An 11442-nucleotide genomic window follows, 5' to 3' on the forward strand; every position below is an offset into this window, starting at 1 on the left:
GCAAGGGGGCAGGGGCGCTGCCCCTCGGCCTTCGGCCTCACCCCGGAGTATTTGGACCAAGAAAAAGCGCCCGGGTTTTTTCTTGGCGCAAATACTCCCGCCGGAGGCAGCCGCGCCCCGAAGGGCGCGGCATCCGTCTCAGTCGAGCGCCTTGAAGTTCAGGCTGGCGCCGTCCTTGATGCCCGAGAACCAGCGCGCGGTGACGGTCTTCGTCTTGGTGTAGAAGCGCAGCGCGTCGGGGCCGTACTGGTTCAGGTCGCCGAAGGCCGACTTCTTCCAGCCGCCGAAGGTGTAGTAGCTCAGCGGCACCGGGATCGGGAAGTTGATGCCGACCATGCCGACGTTGACGCGGCTGGCGAAATCGCGCGCGGTGTCGCCATCGGCGGTGAAGATCGCGGTGCCGTTGCCGTAATCGTTGTCGATCACCAGCTTCAGCGCGTCTTCATAGCTGTCCATCCGCACCGTCGACAGCACCGGCCCGAAGATCTCCTGGCGGTAGATGTCCATCTCGGGGGTGACGTCGTCGAACAGCGTCGGGCCGACGTAGAAGCCGTTCTCGTAGCCCTGGATCTTCAGCGCGCGGCCATCGACGACAAGGGTCGCACCCTGTTCGACGCCCGAGCCGATCAGCCCGTTGATCCGGTCCTGCGCCTGCTTGGTGATGACCGGCCCGAAGTCGACGTCATCGCCCGCGGTATAGGGACCGACCTTGAGCTTCTCGATCTTCGGCACCAGCTTCTCGATCAGACGGTCGGCGGTTTCCTTGCCCACCGGCACCGCGACCGAGATCGCCATGCAGCGTTCGCCCGCCGCGCCGAAGCCCGCGCCCACCAGCGCGTCGGCCGCCTTGTCGAGGTCGGCGTCGGGCATGATGATCATGTGGTTCTTCGCGCCGCCGAAGCACTGCGCGCGCTTGCCGTTCGAGCAGGCACGGCCATAGATGTATTGCGCGATCGGGGTGGACCCCACGAAGCCGACGGCCTGCACCGTCTCGTTGTCGAGGATCGCGTCCACGACTTCCTTGTCGCCGTTCACCACCTGCAGCACGCCATCGGGCAGGCCCGCTTCCTGGGCCAGCTGGGCGAGCCGGATCGAGGTCGAGGGGCAGCGCTCGGAGGGCTTCAGGATCATCGCGTTGCCGGCAACGAGGGCCGGGCCCATCTTCCACAGCGGGATCATCGCCGGGAAGTTGAAGGGCGCGATGCCGGCGACGACGCCAAGCGGCTGACGCATCGAGTAGAGGTCGATGCCCGGGCCGGCGCTGTCGGTGTATTCGCCCTTGAGAAGGGCCGGCGCGCCCATGCAGACCTCGATCACCTCGAGCCCGCGCTGCACGTCGCCGCGCGCGTCGGGCAGGGTCTTGCCGTGCTCGCGCGAGACAAGCTCGGCCAGCTCGTCCATATGGGCGTTGATCAGGTCGCCGAATTTCATCATCACCCGGGCGCGGCGCTGCGGGTTGGTCGCGGCCCAGACCGGCTGCGCGGCAGCGGCGGCGGCAACCGCCGCGTCAAGCTCCGCGGTGGTGGCGAGCGCGACGCGCGCCTGCACCTCACCTGTCGCCGGGTTGTAGACGTCGGTGAAGCGGCCGGACGTGCCCGCCACCAGCTTGCCGTTGATCCAGTGTCCGATCTCTTGCATCGAGTGCCTCCCGTGAATTGGTCGGGCAAACCTTAGCCTTGCGAAAATCACCGTAAAAGAGGAAGTCTGGCAAAAGGTGTTTTGCGTTTCTGCAAAGGTTGAGCGATGGATTGGGACGATCTGCGGGTCTTTCTGGCGGTGGCGCGGGCGGAAAGCCTGTCGGGCGCGGGGCGGGTGCTGAAATGCGACGCGGCGACGGTGGGGCGGCGGATCGCGCGGCTCGAGGAGGGGCTGGGGGCGAAAATCTTCCTGAAATCGCCGCATGGCTATGCGCTGACCGATGCGGGGGCGCGGCTCCTGCCCCATGCCGAGGCCGCCGAGGCAGCGACGGCGGCGGCCGAGGAGGCGCTGTCGGGGGAGGCGGGGCAGCTGACCGGGCAATTGCGGATCGGTGCGCCCGATGGCTGCGCGAACTATCTTCTGCCGCAGGTCTGCGCGGCGATCTGTGATGCGCATCCGGGGCTCGAGATCCAGCTGATCGCCCTGCCGCGGCTGTTCAACCTGTCGAAACGCGAGGCGGACATGGCGATTGCCGTGTCGCGGCCGACGGCGGGGCGGCTGACGGTGCAGAAGCTGGCCGATTATCAGCTCCATCTGGCCGCCGACCGCGACTATCTGGCGGCGCATCCGCCGATCACCAGCCGGGCCGATCTGCGCGGGCACCGGATGATCGGCTATATCCCCGACATGATCTTCGACAAGGAACTCGACTATCTCGCCGAGACCGGGGCCGAGGCGGTGGGGCTCGCCTCGAATTCCGTGTCGGTGCAGATGCAGATGGTGCGGGCCGGGGCGGGGCTCGGCATCGTGCATGACTTCGCCATTCCCTTCTGCCCGGGGGTGAGCCGCGTCCTGCCCGACGAGATCGGCCTGCGCCGCACCTTCTGGCTGTTGCGCCATGCCGATGACCGCCGCTCGGAACGGCTTGGCCGGCTCGCCGAGGCGCTTGGCCAGGGGCTGCGTGCCGAGATCGCCCGGCTCGAGGCCGCGGCCGCGGTGCAGTGACCCCGACCTTCGCGTCACTTGACAGACGATCACGCAGTTGTGACGCTGGGACATGGCATGCAAAAGGGAGGTTGCGATGCAGGTTCTGCAGATTCTGAAGTCGAAGGGGGACGACGGGGTGGTGACGGTGGTGCCGGGCACTACGGTTGCAGAGGTGGCGCGGGTGCTCTCGGCCCGCAGGATCGGTGCGCTCATCGTCTCGACCGATGGCAAGCACGTCGACGGCATCATTTCGGAGCGTGACGTGGTGCGCGAACTCGGCCGGCGCGGTTCCGCGGCGCTGAACCTGATGGTCGAGGAGGTGATGACGCGCAATGCCGTGGGCTGCACGCGCACCGACACCACCGAAGAGGTGATGGAGCAGATGAGCGCCGGCGGCTTCCGCCACATGCCGGTGATCGAGCAAGGCGAGATGGTCGGCCTGATCTCGATCCGCGACGTGATCGCGGCGCGGCTGAGCGAGCTGCACGTCGAGAAGGAAGCCCTGACCGGGATGATCATGGGCAATTGACGCCGCGATGCGGCATCACAAGTCTTGCAAAAGGGCGCGCAATCTTGTTGCGTGCCCTTGACCTGTGATGAATGGCACTGAGGAGGAGCCCATGCGCATCGGCCTGTACCCCGGAACCTTCGATCCGGTGACGCTGGGGCATATCGACATCATCCAGCGCGCGATGCCGCTCGTCGACCGGCTGGTCATCGGGGTGGCGATCAACCGCGACAAGGGGCCGCTGTTCAACCTCGAGGAACGGGTCGAGATGCTCGAGGCCGAATGCGCCGAGATCACCGCGCGCTGTGGCGGCGAGATCGTCGTGCATCCGTTCGAGAACCTGCTGATCCATTGCGCGCGCGACGTGAATGCGAATGTCATCATCCGCGGGCTGCGCGCCGTCGCCGATTTCGAATATGAATTCCAGATGGTGGGCATGAACCGCGCGCTCGATTCCAGCGTCGAGACGGTGTTCCTGATGGCCGACGCGCGGCGTCAGGCGATCGCCTCGAAACTGGTGAAGGAGATCGCCCGGCTTGATGGCGAGGTGTCGCGCTTCGTCACCCCGGCGGTGCAGACCCGGCTTCTGGCGAAGCTCGGCAAGGGCTGAGCTCAGCCGCTGAACGAGGGCAGCACGCCGATCGAGACGAAGGCGCGCAGCACCGCATCGACGGCGACCGCGGCCAGCAGCATCCCCATCACCCGGCTGATCACCGCGGCGCCGGTGGTACCGATCACCCGCAACAGCGGCGAGGCGGCCAGCATGATGCCCAGCGTCACCGCCAGCACCAGCGCCATCAGCGCCGTCGTCACCGCCTGATGGGCGATGGCGAAACGGTCGTTGTCGGTCAGGATCACCACCGTCAGCATCGCGCCCGGCGAGGCGATCGAGGGGATCGCCACCGGGAAGACCGAGGTCTGGCGCACCCGCTCGGCCTCGGCGATCTCGTTCTCGGGCTTCGAATGGCCGAAGATCATCGTCAGCGCGAAGAGGAAGAGCACGATCCCGCCGGCGATCTGGAAGGCCGGAAGCGCCAGGCCGAGGGCGTCGAGAACCACCTGCCCAAGGACGATGAAGAGCGTCAGAACCACGAAGGAAACGATCACCGCGCGCACCGCGACCGCGCGGCGCTGATGCGCGCTCATCCCGGCGGTGACGGCGATGAACACCGGCAGCGTGCCGATCGGGTCGATCACGACCCAGAGCGTGATGAATTCCTGCAGAATCTGCGCGGGGCTGAGCAATGGGCAATCCTTTCAAGGGGTTGCTCAATCTCTAACAGAGGGGTGCCCCTGCGGCCAAGGGATGGGGCGCGATCCCGGGCACACGGGCGATCACATCGCCGTGCGTTGCGCGAAAACCACACCCAAAACCACACCCCGTGCCGGTTTCATCCGCGCCCGTAGACCGCCTTGCGCGCGATGCGGGCGGCGTCGCGCGGATAAAGATCGACATCGAGCGCGACGTCGAGCGGCAGTCGCGCGATCTCGCGCCGCGTACGGGCATAGCGGGCCCGCCGTTCGGCGGCGCTGACCAGACGTCCGATGAGCTTGTGCATCCTTCCGGTCCTTTCCACCTGATGACCGGGGGCCGCGGAAGGCCGCCCCGTGCCGCCAAGATGCGCATCATTGATAGCGCTAACAAGTGCCGGAACCGGAAGACCGCATTGCTGCAACCGCATGACTGGCGGCCGTCGATGCGAAAGGGGCGCCCGGCGGGGCGCCCCTTGCAACCGGAAGGCCAGATGTCGGTCAGATCAGCTTGCCCATGGCGACCGCGGTGTCCGACATGCGGTTCGAGAAGCCCCATTCGTTGTCATACCACGACAGGATGCGCACCATCGTGCCGTCCATCACCTTGGTCTGGTCCATGTGGAAGACCGAGGAATGGCTGTCGTGGTTGAAGTCCATCGAGACGTTCTTGTACTTGGTATAGCCGAGGATGCCCTTCAGTGGCCCATCGGCGGCAGCCTCGATCGCGGCGTTGATCTCCTCGACGGTGGTCGCGCGCTTCGCGGTGAAGACCAGATCGACGACCGAGACGTTCGGCGTCGGCACCCGGATCGCCACGCCGTCGAGCTTGCCCTTGAGTTCGGGCAGCACGAGGCCCACGGCCTTCGCCGCACCGGTCGAGGTCGGGATCATGCTCAGCGCCGCGGCGCGGGCGCGGTAGAGATCCTTGTGCAGCGTGTCGAGCGTCGGCTGGTCGCCCGTATAGCTGTGGATCGTGGTCATGAAGCCCTTCTCGATGCCGATCGCGTCGTTCAGCACCTTGGCGACCGGAGAGAGGCAGTTCGTCGTGCACGAGGCGTTCGAGACGATCAGGTCATCCTTGGTCAGGCTCTTGTCGTTCACGCCGAAGACGATGGTCTTGTCCGCGCCTTCGCCCGGGGCCGAGATCAGCACCCGCTTCGAGCCGTTCTCGAGATGCGGCAGGCATTTTTCCTTCGAGGTGAAGATGCCGGTGCATTCGAGCACCACGTCGACGCCGGCCCAGGGCAGTTCCGCCGGGTTGCGCAGCGCCGTCACCTTCATCGCGCCGCGGCCGCAATCGATCCAGTCCGCGCCGGTCGTCACCTCGGCCGGGAAGCGGCCGTGCACCGAATCGAAGCGCAGCAGATGCGCGTTGGTCTCCACCGGGCCGAGATCGTTGATCGCCACGACCTCGATGTCGGTGCGACCCGATTCGATGATTGCGCGCAGCACATTGCGCCCGATACGGCCAAAACCGTTGATTGCCACCTTGACCGACATTCCTGCCTCCTTCGATTGCCTTCGCGAAAGTTCGCACAACCTAGACTAGGTCTAGGCTGTGAAATTTCCACGAAAGGTCAATGGGAAAACAGGGGGTCAGCGCCAGAAGGCAACCCAGTCGACCAGATCGACGGATTTTCGGGCGAGAAACAGCGAGGCGCCCCAGCCGTTGAAGATCGCGTCGGCCAGCACGCACAGCAGGATCAGGGCGGCAAGCCCGATGGCGATTGGGGTGTTCATCCGCTCCCTCGTCCCGGGCTTGCCCCGGGATTATTTCAGGAGCATCCCGATCGCGCCGGCCACGTCGGCCATGCGGCAGGAGAAGCCCCATTCGTTGTCGTACCACGCCAGCACGCGCACCAGGCGCCCGCCGGTGACCTTGGTCTGGTCGGGGGCGAAGATAGACGAATAGGGCGTGTGGTTGAAGTCGATCGAGACCTTCGGCTCGGGGTCATAGGCCAGAACCTTGCCCATGTGGCCGGCGGCGGCCTCGCGGACGATCTCATTCACCTCGTCGCGGGTGACCGATTTCGCGGCGTAGAAGGTCAGGTCGACGGCCGAGACGTTCGGCGTCGGCACGCGCAGCGAGGTGCCGTCGAGGCGGCCGGCCAGTTCCGGCAGCACTTCGCCGATCGCCTTCGCAGCGCCGGTCGAGGTCGGGATCATCGCCATCGCCGCGGCGCGGGCGCGATAGAGATCCTTGTGGCGGCGGTCGAGCGTCGGCTGGTCACCGGTGTAGCTGTGCACCGTGGTCATGATGCCCGACTCGATGCCGATGTTGTCGTTCAGCACCTTGGCGAGCGGCGCGAGGCAGTTCGTGGTGCACGAGCCGTTCGACACGACCAGATGCTCGGGCAGCAGTTCGCGGTGGTTCACGCCATAGACGATGGTCTTGTCGGCATTGGTGGCCGGCGCCGAGACCAGGACGCGCTTGGCGCCGCGGCCGAGGTGGACGGCGGCCTTCTCGCGCGAGTTGAACTTGCCGGTGCATTCGAGGACGACGTCGACGCCGTCCCAGTTCAGCTCGTCGGGGTTGTAGGTCGACATCACCTCGATCGGGCCCTGGCCGAGGTCGAGCGTCTTGCCCTCGACCTTCACCGGACCGCCGAAGCGGCCGTGCACCGAGTCGTATTTCAGCAGGTGGGCGTTGGTCTCGATCGGGCCGGTGGCGTTGATCTTGACGACTTGAACGTCGTTGCGCGCGGCTTCGGCGATATGGGCCAGCGTGCAGCGGCCGATGCGGCCAAAGCCATTGATCCCGATGGTGACGGTCATGTGCGCTCTCCTGACTGGGCGATGCGAGGGGCGATCGCGCGGACTCGATGCAGTATTGGCGAGCGCATACCATGGCATGCAAGACCGGAAAACCCGTCGTTTCAGCATGATAGCGGAAACATCGCGTGGTTGCGGTAACGGTAGCGGCGAAGCCCGCGCAACCGGCGGAAGACCGCCGGCGGCCCGGACCGAACGGCGCCGGCAGGAGCCGGCCCGGGCCGGGCGGCGGGCGCCCGCGGAGCAGGTGAGTCGCGGCTCAGTCCTGCGTCTCGTCCGCCTCCTCGGCGAGCAGCGTCAGCTCGCCCGCCGCCTCCATCTCGCGGATCGCGGCGACGACCGTGGCCATCGCCTCCTCGACATCCTTCGCGCGCAGCTTGCCAAGAGTGCCCATCTCCTCGCGCAGCGAGGCCGCCATGCGCTGCGACATATTGGCAAGGATGAACTCGGCCGCCTTCACATCCTCGCCGGTGGCGCCCGCGAGCGCGACGATCAGCTTTTGCTGGTCGACGTTGCGCAGGATGCGCGGCACGTCGCGGGTGTCGATCCGCTTCGGGATGTTGGTGAAGGTGAAGATCGCCTTGCGCACCTTCTCGGCGAAATCCTGATCCTCCTCCTCGAGGCCGATCAGCACATCTTCGCGCGTGGCCGAGGGGGACTGGTTCAGGATCGCGCCGACGCGTTCGACCGGGCCGGTGTCGAAGGCGCGCGCGGGCAGCGAGTCGAGTTGCTGGGCCAGGGCGATGCCGATGCGCTGCACCGTCTCGGGAGCGACATTGCCGGTGCGCGACACCGCATAGGCGATGCGCCGCGCCCGGTCGCCCGGCAGCTGACCGAGCAGCTCGGCGGCCTTCGGCACCGACAGTTTCGAGAGCAGCACCGCCGCCACCTCGACGCTTTCCTCGGTCATCACCTGCAGCAGGACCGCGGTCGACAGGCCGGTGATCCGCTCCCAGGGGTCGGTGTCCGCCGTGGCCAGTGCCAGGCGTCGCAGCCGGCTGGTCGCGGCCGAGGAAAGCTGTCCGTCGAGCAGGCTGAGCGCGCCGTCGAGCCCGCTCGGGAAGGTCAGCCCCACCGCCTCCAGCGCCTCGCAGAATTCCGCCACCACCGCATGCAGCGTGTCGCGATCGACGAGCTTCATCGCGCCGATCTGCGCCGTCAGCTCGGTCTGCTGGTCCTCGCTCAGCTCGGCAAGCGGCAGGCGCATCCCTTCGGACGACAGCAGCCGGACGATGATCGCCGCCTTCTGCTGCGGCGAGAGCGTGATCACGGGTGTTGCCGTGACGGGCTTCGCCCCGGCCTGGGAGCCGGGGGTGATCCGGGCAAGTTCCACGTCCGCCTCCGTTGCGGGTTGCACTGTGGTGCAGCCTGCCACGGGAGGGTTAAGGGCGGGTTAGCCGCCGCCCCCGAAGGTGCGGCGGCAGGTCGGATCAGGCCTCGCCGAAGACGCGGGCGAAGATCGTGTCGACGTGCTTGGTGTGATAGCCGAGGTCGAATTTCTCCTCGATCTCGGCCGGGCTCAGCGCCGCGGTCACCTCGGGGTCGGCGAGCAGCTCGGTCTTGAAGTCGGCGCCGTGCTCCCAGACCTTCATCGCGTTGCGCTGCACCAGACGATAGGCGTCCTCGCGGCTGACACCGGCCTGGGTCAGCGCCAGAAGCACCCGCTGCGACATCACCAGACCTTTGAACTTGTGCAGGTTCTTCAGCATGTTCTCGGGATAGATCACGAGGTTCTCGATCAGACCCGCGAGCCGGTTCAGCGCGAAGTCGAGGGTCACCGTGGTGTCGGGGCCGATGCCGCGCTCGACCGAGCTGTGCGAGATGTCGCGCTCGTGCCACAGCGCCACGTTCTCCATCGCCGGCACCACCGCCATGCGCACAAGGCGGGCAAGGCCGGTGAGGTTCTCGCTCAGCACCGGGTTGCGCTTGTGCGGCATCGCCGACGAGCCCTTCTGCCCCTTCGAGAAGAATTCCTCGGCCTCGAGCACCTCGGTGCGCTGCATGTGGCGGATCTCGATCGCGACGTTCTCGATCGAGGAGGCGATCACGCCGAGGGTGGCGAAGAACATCGCGTGACGGTCGCGCGGGATCACCTGGGTCGAGATCGGCTCGGGGCGCAGGCCCATCATCTTGCACACGTGTTCCTCGACGCGCGGGTCGATGTTGGCGAAGGTGCCGACCGCGCCCGAGATCGCGCCGGTGGCCACTTCCGCGCGGGCGGCCGCCAGACGGGCCTTGTTGCGGTCCATCTCGGCGTAGAAGCGCGCGAAGGTCAGGCCCATCGTGGTCGGCTCGGCGTGGATGCCGTGCGAGCGGCCGATGCGGACGGTGTCCTTGTGCTCGAAGGCGCGCTTCTTCAGCGCGGCCAGGACGCGGTCCATGTCCTTCAGGAGGATGTCGGCGGCCCGCGTCAGCTGCACGTTCAGCGTGGTGTCGAGCACGTCCGAGGAAGTCATCCCCTGGTGCACGAAGCGCGCCTCGGTCGAGCCGATATGCTCGGCCAGATGGGTCAGGAAGGCGATCACGTCATGCTTGGTGACGGCTTCGATCTCGTCGATGCGGGCGACGTCGAACTCGACATCCTTCGCCTTCCAGACGGCGGCGGCGCTTTCCTTCGGGATCACGCCAAGCTCGGCCTGGGCGTCGCAGGCATGCGCCTCGATCTCGTACCAGATCTTGAACTTGGTGGCGGGCTCCCAGATGTCGACCATCTCTTTGCGGGAATAACGCGGGATCATGGCGGGCCTCTCGGTTGTGGCAGCGTTGCCGGGCTTCTAGACTGCGCGGCACCTTCGGGCAAGGCAAAGGGGCGGGAATGCGGCTGCGGCTGAGCGATTTTGCAGGGGAATGGACGATCGCGCGCGAGATCGAGCAGATGGGCGCGGGGCCGGCGCGCTTCGAGGGGCGGGCGCGGTTCACCGCGGACGGGGTAGGGCTTGCCTATCACGAGGCGGGCACGCTGACCCTTCCGGGCGCCGCCCCGATGCGGGCCGAGCGCGCCTATCTGTGGCGCGAGGAGGGGGCGGAGATCGTCGTGCTCTTCCCCGATGGAAGACCGTTCCACCGTTTCGATCCCTCCGCACCGGCGGCCCATCACTGGTGCGACCCCGATGACTACCGCGTGCGCTACGATTTCGTCACCTGGCCGGAGTGGCGCGCCGAGTGGCGGGTGAGCGGGCCGCGCAAGGCGTACACGATGCGCTCGCTTTATCGGCGCGGCTGAGGCGGGCAGGGCGGAAGGGGGGCGCTGCCCCCCGTCCTGCGGACTCCCCCCGGGATATTTCAGGCAATTGGAAGCGGGAGAGGGCCTGCCCGCTTCGACCCGCCGGGATTTCGGGGCTGGGGGCTGCCCCCTGCTTCCAATTGCCGAAAATATCCTCGGGGGTGAGGCGCGGAGGCGCCGAGGGGGCGGAAAGCCCCCTTTCTCCCGTCGCCACCCCTTGCGCGGGGGCGGATTCGGCGCTCATCTGCCGCCATGAGCGAGATCCGACAGAGCCGACTTCCCTTCGCCCCCTGGGCCGACGCACGCACCCGCCGCCTGCCGGGGATCGTGCCGATCCCTCCGTCCGAGTGGCTCGAGGTCGATGACGCCTATGGCGCGCAGATGGCCGAGCGTGAGCGGCTGATCGCCACATGCCCCGAGGCGGTGCTGGCGCTCGCCCCCGAGGCGCAGGCGGCGGCCGACGAGCTTTACGCCATGGTGCTGGGTCTGCTGCCCGCGCTTGGCTTCGTGCCGGTCGCGGGCGGGCTGCGCCGGCCTGACGGCGTCGAGGTGGCACTCGATCCCGCGGCGCCGCTCGCCACGCTCGGCCGGCTGGTGCAGGAGGATCTGTGCCTGATGCGCGAGGGGCCGGACGGGCATGTCCTTGCCGGCGCCGTGCTGTGCTTTCCGGCGGGCTGGACGCTGGCCGAGAAATACGGCCGGCCGATGATGGGCATTCACCGCCCTGTCGCGAAATACACCGAGGATGTCGGCGCGCGGGTGCAGCGGCTGATGGACGGGGTGCAGCCGGGCCGGGTGCTGATGCGCGGCACCGCGCATCACTCGAACGCGCCCCTGCACAACCCGCGCCGCGAGGCGCAGGGGCGCGACCCCGAGGGCGAGCTGCCCTTCATCCGGGTCGAGCGTCAGGGCCTCGTGCGTCTGCCGCTGACCCGCTTTGTCGCCTTCTCGATCCACACCTATGTGGTCGAGCCCGCGGCCCTCAGCCCCGAACAGGCCGCACTTCTGGCCGAGTTCCCGATCCGCGAGGCGGCCTGAGAGGCGCGACGTGACGCCCTGT

Annotated in this window: 13 protein-coding genes; 5 read left to right on the forward strand and 8 right to left on the reverse strand. The window is 67.4% G+C overall.

Annotation, left to right across the window (positions count from 1 at the left end):
• Positions 1–138 precede the first annotated feature (138 nt).
• A complete protein-coding gene (locus AC0QTQ_RS08325) occupies positions 139–1638 on the reverse strand; it encodes a CoA-acylating methylmalonate-semialdehyde dehydrogenase (RefSeq protein WP_121531187.1) in 1500 nt (499 codons plus the stop codon).
• 105 nt (positions 1639–1743) lie between these two features.
• Between AC0QTQ_RS08325 and AC0QTQ_RS08330 the strand changes: the two genes are divergently transcribed.
• The 3 genes from AC0QTQ_RS08330 to coaD all read left to right on the forward strand — a co-directional run bounded on the left by AC0QTQ_RS08330 (position 1744) and on the right by coaD (position 3743).
• Positions 1744–2643 carry a LysR family transcriptional regulator gene (locus AC0QTQ_RS08330; RefSeq protein WP_480259058.1) on the forward strand — a complete coding sequence of 300 codons (900 nt, stop codon included), beginning with the start codon at positions 1744–1746 and terminating at the stop codon, positions 2641–2643.
• A gap of 76 nt (positions 2644–2719) precedes the next feature.
• On the forward strand, positions 2720–3154 hold the full coding sequence (locus AC0QTQ_RS08335; protein WP_480259059.1) for a CBS domain-containing protein: 435 nt from the start codon (positions 2720–2722) through the stop codon (positions 3152–3154).
• A gap of 91 nt (positions 3155–3245) precedes the next feature.
• Positions 3246–3743 carry a pantetheine-phosphate adenylyltransferase gene (gene coaD, locus AC0QTQ_RS08340; protein ID WP_480259060.1) on the forward strand — a complete coding sequence of 166 codons (498 nt, stop codon included), beginning with the start codon at positions 3246–3248 and terminating at the stop codon, positions 3741–3743.
• A gap of 2 nt (positions 3744–3745) precedes the next feature.
• On the opposite strand, the gene AC0QTQ_RS08345 is transcribed toward coaD, so the two are convergent.
• The 7 genes from AC0QTQ_RS08345 to purB all read right to left on the reverse strand — a co-directional run bounded on the left by AC0QTQ_RS08345 (position 3746) and on the right by purB (position 9897).
• On the reverse strand, positions 3746–4378 hold the full coding sequence (locus AC0QTQ_RS08345) for a MarC family protein (RefSeq protein ID WP_480259061.1): 633 nt from the start codon (positions 4376–4378) through the stop codon (positions 3746–3748).
• Between the two features lie 146 nt (positions 4379–4524).
• Positions 4525–4692 carry a hypothetical protein gene (locus tag AC0QTQ_RS08350; protein ID WP_480259062.1) on the reverse strand — a complete coding sequence of 56 codons (168 nt, stop codon included), beginning with the start codon at positions 4690–4692 and terminating at the stop codon, positions 4525–4527.
• A gap of 193 nt (positions 4693–4885) precedes the next feature.
• Entirely contained in the window at positions 4886–5887 is a 1002-nt protein-coding gene (gene gap, locus AC0QTQ_RS08355) for a type I glyceraldehyde-3-phosphate dehydrogenase (protein ID WP_480259063.1), read from the reverse strand.
• Between the two features lie 96 nt (positions 5888–5983).
• A complete protein-coding gene (locus AC0QTQ_RS08360; protein ID WP_480259064.1) occupies positions 5984–6127 on the reverse strand; it encodes a hypothetical protein in 144 nt (47 codons plus the stop codon).
• Between the two features lie 30 nt (positions 6128–6157).
• Positions 6158–7162: a type I glyceraldehyde-3-phosphate dehydrogenase gene (gap, locus tag AC0QTQ_RS08365; protein ID WP_121531175.1), complete on the reverse strand. Its 1005-nt coding sequence runs from the start codon at positions 7160–7162 to the stop codon at positions 6158–6160.
• A 256-nt stretch (positions 7163–7418) separates the two neighbouring features.
• Positions 7419–8492 (reverse strand): flagellar motor switch protein FliG, encoded by a 1074-nt coding sequence (locus AC0QTQ_RS08370; protein WP_480259065.1) that lies wholly within the window; start codon positions 8490–8492, stop codon positions 7419–7421.
• Between the two features lie 97 nt (positions 8493–8589).
• Positions 8590–9897, reverse strand: coding sequence for an adenylosuccinate lyase (gene purB, locus AC0QTQ_RS08375; RefSeq protein ID WP_480259066.1), 1308 nt, complete (start codon positions 9895–9897; stop codon positions 8590–8592).
• A 77-nt stretch (positions 9898–9974) separates the two neighbouring features.
• On the opposite strand from purB, the gene AC0QTQ_RS08380 reads away from it, so the two are divergent.
• Positions 9975–10382: a DUF6314 family protein gene (locus tag AC0QTQ_RS08380; RefSeq protein WP_480259067.1), complete on the forward strand. Its 408-nt coding sequence runs from the start codon at positions 9975–9977 to the stop codon at positions 10380–10382.
• A 252-nt stretch (positions 10383–10634) separates the two neighbouring features.
• Positions 10635–11420 (forward strand): heme-dependent oxidative N-demethylase family protein, encoded by a 786-nt coding sequence (locus AC0QTQ_RS08385; RefSeq protein WP_480259068.1) that lies wholly within the window; start codon positions 10635–10637, stop codon positions 11418–11420.
• Positions 11421–11442: the final 22 nt, after the last annotated feature.

Source organism: Paenirhodobacter sp. YD-8 (genome assembly GCF_056590935.1).

Coding starts and splice junctions, on each gene's coding strand:
- AC0QTQ_RS08360 (WP_480259064.1), bottom strand. CDS start 6,127: ATGAACACCCCAATCGCCATCGGGCTTGCCGCCCTGATCCTGCTGTGC.
- AC0QTQ_RS08330 (WP_480259058.1), top strand. CDS start 1,744: ATGGATTGGGACGATCTGCGGGTCTTTCTGGCGGTGGCGCGGGCGGAA.
- AC0QTQ_RS08335 (WP_480259059.1), top strand. CDS start 2,720: ATGCAGGTTCTGCAGATTCTGAAGTCGAAGGGGGACGACGGGGTGGTG.
- coaD (WP_480259060.1), top strand. CDS start 3,246: ATGCGCATCGGCCTGTACCCCGGAACCTTCGATCCGGTGACGCTGGGG.
- AC0QTQ_RS08385 (WP_480259068.1), top strand. CDS start 10,635: ATGAGCGAGATCCGACAGAGCCGACTTCCCTTCGCCCCCTGGGCCGAC.
- AC0QTQ_RS08380 (WP_480259067.1), top strand. CDS start 9,975: ATGCGGCTGCGGCTGAGCGATTTTGCAGGGGAATGGACGATCGCGCGC.
- gap (WP_480259063.1), bottom strand. CDS start 5,887: ATGTCGGTCAAGGTGGCAATCAACGGTTTTGGCCGTATCGGGCGCAAT.
- AC0QTQ_RS08325 (WP_121531187.1), bottom strand. CDS start 1,638: ATGCAAGAGATCGGACACTGGATCAACGGCAAGCTGGTGGCGGGCACG.
- purB (WP_480259066.1), bottom strand. CDS start 9,897: ATGATCCCGCGTTATTCCCGCAAAGAGATGGTCGACATCTGGGAGCCC.
- gap (WP_121531175.1), bottom strand. CDS start 7,162: ATGACCGTCACCATCGGGATCAATGGCTTTGGCCGCATCGGCCGCTGC.
- AC0QTQ_RS08350 (WP_480259062.1), bottom strand. CDS start 4,692: ATGCACAAGCTCATCGGACGTCTGGTCAGCGCCGCCGAACGGCGGGCC.